The 6,718-nt window shown below is 50.9% G+C and carries 8 protein-coding genes and 1 pseudogene; 3 read left to right on the plus strand and 6 right to left on the minus strand.

Features of this window, described 5'->3' with window-relative positions; translation table 11 throughout:
• Positions 1–190: VF530 family DNA-binding protein (locus ACEW8P_RS01590; protein WP_373511362.1), on the plus strand; the 190-nt coding region annotated here is incomplete at its 5' end.
• Between the two features lie 21 nt (positions 191–211).
• Here the strand turns inward: ACEW8P_RS01590 and ACEW8P_RS01595 are convergent.
• Together ACEW8P_RS01595 and panC are read right to left on the minus strand one after the other, a co-directional pair.
• Complete coding sequence (locus tag ACEW8P_RS01595) at positions 212–1,153, minus strand: M20/M25/M40 family metallo-hydrolase (protein ID WP_373511363.1); 942 nt, start codon at positions 1,151–1,153, stop codon at positions 212–214.
• Between the two features lie 33 nt (positions 1,154–1,186).
• Positions 1,187–2,029, minus strand: a complete 843-nt coding sequence (gene panC, locus ACEW8P_RS01600; protein ID WP_373511364.1) for a pantoate--beta-alanine ligase — start codon at positions 2,027–2,029, stop codon at positions 1,187–1,189.
• 272 nt (positions 2,030–2,301) lie between these two features.
• On the opposite strand from panC, the gene ACEW8P_RS01605 reads away from it, so the two are divergent.
• Positions 2,302–4,419 carry an alpha-galactosidase gene (locus ACEW8P_RS01605; RefSeq protein ID WP_373511365.1) on the plus strand — a complete coding sequence of 706 codons (2,118 nt, stop codon included), beginning with the start codon at positions 2,302–2,304 and terminating at the stop codon, positions 4,417–4,419.
• Positions 4,420–4,470: 51 nt separating this feature from the next.
• A complete protein-coding gene (locus tag ACEW8P_RS01610; protein WP_373511366.1) occupies positions 4,471–4,923 on the plus strand; it encodes a hypothetical protein in 453 nt (150 codons plus the stop codon).
• Here the strand turns inward: ACEW8P_RS01610 and ACEW8P_RS01615 are convergent.
• The 4 genes and pseudogenes from ACEW8P_RS01615 to ACEW8P_RS01630 form a co-directional block, all read right to left on the minus strand.
• Positions 4,918–5,406, minus strand: coding sequence for a hypothetical protein (locus ACEW8P_RS01615; protein WP_373511367.1), 489 nt, complete (start codon positions 5,404–5,406; stop codon positions 4,918–4,920). The genes ACEW8P_RS01610 and ACEW8P_RS01615 overlap by 6 nt on opposite strands.
• 73 nt (positions 5,407–5,479) lie before the next feature.
• On the minus strand, positions 5,480–5,764 hold the full coding sequence (locus ACEW8P_RS01620; protein WP_373511369.1) for a transposase family protein: 285 nt from the start codon (positions 5,762–5,764) through the stop codon (positions 5,480–5,482).
• Between the two features lie 168 nt (positions 5,765–5,932).
• Positions 5,933–6,130 (minus strand): hypothetical protein, encoded by a 198-nt coding sequence (locus ACEW8P_RS01625; protein ID WP_373511368.1) that lies wholly within the window; start codon positions 6,128–6,130, stop codon positions 5,933–5,935.
• A 342-nt stretch (positions 6,131–6,472) separates the two neighbouring features.
• A pseudogene (locus ACEW8P_RS01630) lies at positions 6,473–6,718 on the minus strand (hypothetical protein); the annotation flags it as partial.

The following is a 6,718-nucleotide window of genomic DNA, read 5'->3' on the forward strand; positions in this document are numbered from 1 at the left end:
GCACGGCGTGAAGCTGGAAGATATTTTGAACCATCTGGTCGCCACCTATGGCTGGGAAGAAATGGGCGAGGTGGTGCCGGTTCGTTGCTTTACGCATGATCCCAGCGTGAAGTCAAGCCTGACCTTTCTGCGCCGGACGCCCTGGGCGCGGAAGCGGGTAGAGGAGCTGTACTTGCAGAGTTTGGACTGACAAATCTTCTAAAAACTCCTCCTACTTCACCTCCTGAAATTCTAGCCTGGGTAGTTTCATCGCCCTTTCGATCAAGTCGATCTCTATTTTAAGAATAGCTGCTTCAGCCTTGGTATCCACCTTATCGGCATCGTCGGTGGGTTTGTGGTAATCTTCGTGACCGCCCGTGTGGAAAAACAGCACGGGAATCTGTTTGGCATAAAATGAGCCGTGATCCGAACCCCCGCTTCCGGCCCGATCGGTAAAGTACTTTACCTCGTCGTTGGCGATATTCTCGAAGATATTGGGCCAGGCCGCGCTGGTGCCGTAGCCGCCGATGCCCACGCCTCGGCCCGGATTGTAGCGGCCAATCATGTCCATGTTGGTCATGAAATTGATTTTGTCGAGCGGCAGCGTAGGGTTATTGACAAAGTACCTCGACCCCTGCAAGCCCGGTTCCTCAGCCCCAAAGGCAATAAATAGGAAGTTGTAGGGTTCTTTGGTGTCATTTTCCGAAAAATAGCGGGCCAGTTCCAGCATTCCGGCTACGCCCGAAGCGTTGTCGTCGGCACCGTTGTGGATTTCCCCCTCCGAATTTTCAACTTTCGAACTACCCTGTTTTCCTAATCCCAAATGGTCGAAATGCGCGCCGATAACGATTGTGAAGTCAGCGCCATTATCAAGAAAACCCAGGACGTTACGGGTTTCGCGCAGGCTGTCGGGTATCTCTACCCGCCGCATGCGGGCCGTGAAGGGCTGAAAGTACATCTTCGTGCCTTGGGGAGCGAGCTGGTACTTTTTGAATTGCTTCGCTACGTACTTTGCTGCTTTCAGGTTTTGGCGGCTACCCGTGCCGCGCCCCTTCATTCGGTCGGCCGCCAGGTAGTTTATATGACTGGTGAGGTTTTCGGGTTTGGGGTAAAGGCCTTGACCATAGGCACCGAATGTTGAAAAATAGAGTAAAAAAAGCCAGCAAAACTTCATGAAATAAGGGTTAGTGATCAGGTTTATTTTTTACTAAAAAAGCACGTTGTCGATCAACCGCACCGCGCCCAGATTTGCCGCTATACACAAAGCTGTTTGACCATCAGAAAGAGTAGCGGCCACGGGTTGCAGGCTGCGGGCGTCGGCGACTTCGAAATATTCCAACGAAAATTCTGGCTGTCGTGCGAACTGCTCCCGGACCCGCTGCTTCACATCGGCCACGGTTTGCCCAGCCAGCAGTCTCTCCTTTGCCTCGCTGAGGGTGCGGAAAATGAGCGGAGCCAGTACCCTTTCCTGCGGATTCAGCCGGCGGTTGCGCGACGACATTGCCAAGCCGTCGGCTTCGCGCACGGTGGGGCAGACCACGAGCTCCAGCGGGAAAGCCAAATCTTCGACGAGCCGCCGCACCACGGCGACTTGCTGCAAGTCCTTTTGGCCAAAATAGGCGCGGTCGGGCTGAACTATGTGGAAAAGCCGTGCCACCACGATGCCAACGCCATTGAAATGACCGGGCCGGAACGCGCCTTCCATCACGTGTTCCAGTTGGCCAAAGTCCAGTTTCAGCGTGGGTGGCTGGGCGTACATATCCTCCGCCGAAGGAGCAAACACCAGATCGCAGCCCGCTGCTTCGAGCATCGCGCAGTCTTCGTCGAGGGTGCGGGGGTACTTCGTCAGGTCGTCGGGATTGTTGAATTGCAGCGGGTTGACGAAAATGCTGGCAACGGTCAGGTCATTCTCTGCCACCGCCCGTCTCATCAGTTCGAGATGCCCATTGTGCAGTGCACCCATCGTGGGGAGCAGACCAAGGGTAGTTTTCGGGCCGTGGATTTCTTCAAGATGCGATTTTAAGTCAGCGGGGGCGGTGAAGAGGAGCATTCGTTTTTGGGTCAACGGTTAAAGGTCAAAAGGTTAAGGGTGACTCGGCTATCCTTTCGTCTGGTTTGACTGAATTAAGTACCAAAACGTAGCTATTGGCTGAAATCGCAATATACGGGATTTGGAAACCACGTCTTGTTTTCTTAATCTGGACGCTTGATATTTCCAATCATTCCTATTTCTCCCCCATGCGGACTATTTTCCTTTTCTTGATCGGCTTTTGTACACTCGAAGTTTGTCTGGGTCAAACGTTTTTGGCCAAAACCAAAAAAATGCCCGAATACGAGCCTGCCAAGACTACGCAAGACTGGCTTTTGAACCACGCTGGATTCAAAGCCGGAATCTACCAGAGTTCGGGTGGTAAAGACATCGTTCTCGGCAATGGCCTTATTCAGCGGCGCATTCGGCTCACACCCAACGCCGCTACCATCGACTTCCGGAATCTGGTGACCGGGCAGCAGTACATCCGCTCGCTGCGACCCGAGGCGCGGGTAGTTTTGGATGGCCAAACGTACCGGGTGGGTGGCCTTTACGGCCAAACCGAGCACGCCTACCTGCGGGAAGAGTGGATCGACAATTTTCACAAAAATGAAGCGGATTTTCAACTGGTCGATTTTTCGATTAGTCCGCTCGCTCTCCCGCTGTCTTGGAAATCTACTACCTGGACCATGAACCGAAAACTACCCACGGGTCAGGAACTCAGGCTGCATTTTACGTCGCCTCTGCCCGCGTTGCGGGGCATCGAAGTAGTTGTTCATTATGCGCTGTACGATGGCCTGCCCAGCTTATGCAAGTGGGTGACGGTCGTCAATAAACGCACCCAGGAAATACGAGTCGATCAGATTGTCAGCGAGATTCTGGCGATGCCCGAGGAGGAATCGGCGGTAGTGGGTTCGCCGGAGGAGATGAAGAAGCCGCAGAAGATTTATATTGAGAATAACTACGCCTACAACAACGCCATGCGCTACGAACTGTCCGACCAGGCGACGCACTGGAAGGTCGATTCGAGCTATACCTCGCAGGTCAACTACAACTACCAGACACCCTGCCTGATGGAGATTTATCCCAACGGCGGCATCGGTGTGAGTCTCGCACCCGGCGATTCGCTGGATTCGGTACGCAGCTACGAACTACTGCTCGACAGCTACGACCGTGAACGCAACGGCCTGGCCCGTCGGCAGATGTACCGAACCATCGCGCCCTGGACCACGCAGAATCCGGTATTCATGCACCTCGTCAGCACCGACCCAACGCAGGTAAAGCGCATCGTGGATCAGTGCGCCGAAACGGGCTACGAGATGGTGATCCTGAGCTTTGGCAGTGGCTTGAACATGGAGGATACTTCGGCGACCAACATCGCCAAATTCAAGGCTTTGGCCAACTATGCCCACCAAAAAGGGATCATGCTGGGCGGTTATTCGCTATTCAGCAGTCGCCGCATCGACGACGAAAACGACGTGATCGATCCCGTGACGGGCCTACCCGATAAGGGCGCGCAGTTTGGCCACGCGCCTTGCTTAGCCAGCCGCTGGGGGTTGGATTATTTGCAAAAAATCAAAACTTTTATTGCCAAAACGGGCTTCGACCTGCTAGAACACGACGGGCCCTACCCCGGCGACCTCTGCGCCTCCACTACCCATCCCGGACACGCGGGGCTGGCGGATTCACGCTGGGTGCAGACGGAGTTGCAGAAAGGCCTGTATCGCGACCTCAACGCCCAGGGCGTTTATATCAACGCGCCTGACTGGTACTTCCTGGACGGCAGCCACAAAATTGCGCTGGGCTATCGGGAGGTCAATTTCTCGCTGTCGCGCGAGCAGCAGAAAATTTTGAACCGACAAAATATCTTCGACGGAACCTGGGAGAAAACGCCGTCGATGGGTTGGGGTTTCGTACCATTGACGAAGTACCAGGGGGGCGGTCCCGAGGCCGTGCTGGAACCCCTGAGCGAGCATCTCGACGACTACCGCCAGCTCATGATGCAGTACTACGGTGCGGGGGTGCAGGCCTGTTACCGTGGCCCCCGGCTCTATGACACCGATGCGACCAAGAAAACCGTAAAAGAGGTGGTGGCCTGGTACAAAAAGTACCGTGAAATCCTCAATTCCGATATCATTCACCTGCGTCGCCCCGACGGTCGCGACTGGGATGGCATCCTGCACGTCAGCCCGTCATTGCCCCATAAGGGATTGGTGATGGTATACAACCCGCTGAAAGAAACCATCACCCGCTCCATCCGGCTTCCGCTGTACTACACCGGGCTGACCGACCGGGCTACTATCCGAGAGCAGGAGGGCAAGGCCAAAAACTACCCACTGAACCGTGCCTATGAGGCTGAAATTAGCGTTAAATTACCGCCTGAGGGCTATACCTGGTTGGTGGTGGAATAGGCATAGAAGATTGCTGTAATGAATTTGTTTGCCACGTATTTCTTGAACCAAGTGAACATCCACCGAGTCATTTTCATCTCTCTATTCACCCTGCTTGGCCCATACCAAGCCGCCACCGCTCAGACCCGACCCTTCCTCAACCTGCGCGACGTCGCCAACCAAACGCAGGAAGACATCACCACCATCCTTGGTCCGCAAAGTAGTCTGAACGACAAGGACGCCGCCAGTTCTATTTGCGCCAACTGCCAGAAATATTCCTATCAAAACGATAAAATCATAATCGAGTACACCAACGACATGGCGGATCGGATCACGATTCGGCCACAAGCGGGAATTCGGGCAGAAGCTACACCAGCACTACTAGGGCTACCGGATTTGAAGGCTGATGTGGTCAGAAAAAGCCTTTCGAAATGGACGGGCTATGATGGGGTTCGAGAAATTAGCGCGTTCAAAAAAAGCGATGGGACGATTGATTTTGTTTTAGTGAAGGTGCTGACCTTATGATTTTTTAGAGAAATAATCATTCGTTTGCTCCTCAATAAATTTCTTATGGCGCTCTAGTTCAAAGTTTATCATTCGCTCAATTTCTTCTTCTGACAAATACTCATGATACTCTTTTTCCAATACTAAATCATAATTCGTAGCTCTTGTGATGATATACTTTGTAGCCTGAAAAAAGGTTATAAATCCATTCTCGTAATCAAATGTTCCGACTTTTGGATATTTGAATGAGTTAAATATTGAGACAATTGTAATTTTAGAAGTGTCAGAGGATAATTCCGAGAGTATTGTGGAAATATCCAAACCTATTTTTTGTGGCGGATAGTTATCGATAGAATAACTAAGAATATCTTTTTCATAAAAATGAGAAAACTTTTGGCTACTTGATCTGAACTTAAGGAAAAGGGGTAAAATAGATCTATTAAAAACGTCTTGAATGACTTCAAGCGTTTTTTCATTCCTTTCTACCGTTTTCGTTGCGTTCAACCGTTGCTCCAACAACGCCAACTCTTTGTCTAAATCATCCGGCTCCTCAATAGACTTGTTGCAATTCTGTAAATCAACTCATTGCGTAGAAATTCCAGAGGCCAGCGCATACCTCCAAAGTGTCGTCATATCTCACAAAATCTCGCATTCGCAAACGGTCTGATGCAATCCGATAGCGCTTTGTCCGTCCGATACTGTCGGTCCGCCGAAGCGGCTCAACGCCAATGCGTTGACTGGCAAGTTCTCTGTTTGAAAGTTTCTGCTCCTCTGTTAACGGATGTTTCTTATGAGCCTTGACTGGCAGATATACTTGTCGGCATTTGTAGTCCTTGGCGAAACCCTGATAGCCCGAGTCCAGGCGTACGTTGAAGTTTTTAAACCAATCTTCCTTAGGGGGGAACCGCGCGGGCGGCCCCGTCTTCTTTCAACATTCTGTAATCGTGCGTTTTTCCGACGTAACAATAGCTCAAGTAGAGAATCCTTTTATCGCTTTGCGAATCGCTCATCCCTGTTATGACTGTTGTTTTCAAAGTGTGCCTTTTTTTTTGCCAGAGTAGTTGTCTTTTTGTGAATCCTCTTCCGAGGGGCGTTGAATGGGCTGTTCCGAGCCGTCTATAATAAGTGTGTCGTATTCACGGAAGAAATCCTCGAACTCGGCGACGCTTTCAAAGGAGCGCTTGGGGGCATACCCGTTCTTTGAAAGCATTGATATTAAAACACTCATACCAGTATCTTGACGGTTCGCCGCTGCGATTTCGCTTTGCATTGGAAGCATCCATACCCGTAACAAAACCAAGTAGATCGAAAGTCAGTCGGCACGGGCCGCCCCGCACTCTTGAAACTGAATAAGGTGAAAAGAAGCAATTCCTCAGCGGATTTTATGACTGATTCCTTTGGACCGTCGGCCTTCCTTTCAAGAATCGTTTTGCCGAATTTTAAGAGATAGGCCTCTTCGAATAGGGCGAGAAGCTTCGTGAATCGCTCTTGGTCGTAGCCCGTTGCAGAACGCCATTTTCTTTCGGTCGTTAAGTCTTTGGTTGATATATTCATATCTCCAAAAATATAATTATATTTTCATCGCAACAAGTCTAATAGCTTCCCCCTTCGCGCCACGAATTATTAATTCCAGCGAACGTACCATGTTATCAGCGATGTAGTTGATAAACGGCTCGATGTTTCCGGCATCGGCCAATTGCAAAACTGAGAAGTACTGCTGCTTATCCTCTGTTTTAATAATTGCTGGTGGGTAATTGAATTTCATCAAAATAAAATTCATCAGTATGAGCGCGGTTCGCCCATTGCCATCATCGAA

Source organism: Persicitalea sp. (assembly GCF_041751555.1).
Taxonomy (GTDB): domain Bacteria; phylum Bacteroidota; class Bacteroidia; order Cytophagales; family Spirosomataceae; genus Persicitalea.

What these genes read in the sequence shown, in the direction of transcription:
- ACEW8P_RS01595 (WP_373511363.1), bottom strand. Translation starts at nt 1,153, where the DNA reads ATGAAGTTTTGCTGGCTTTTTTTACTCTATTTTTCAACATTCGGTGCC.
- ACEW8P_RS01625 (WP_373511368.1), bottom strand. Translation starts at nt 6,130, where the DNA reads ATGAGTGTTTTAATATCAATGCTTTCAAAGAACGGGTATGCCCCCAAG.
- ACEW8P_RS01605 (WP_373511365.1), top strand. Translation starts at nt 2,302, where the DNA reads ATGCCCGAATACGAGCCTGCCAAGACTACGCAAGACTGGCTTTTGAAC.
- panC (WP_373511364.1), bottom strand. Translation starts at nt 2,029, where the DNA reads ATGCTCCTCTTCACCGCCCCCGCTGACTTAAAATCGCATCTTGAAGAA.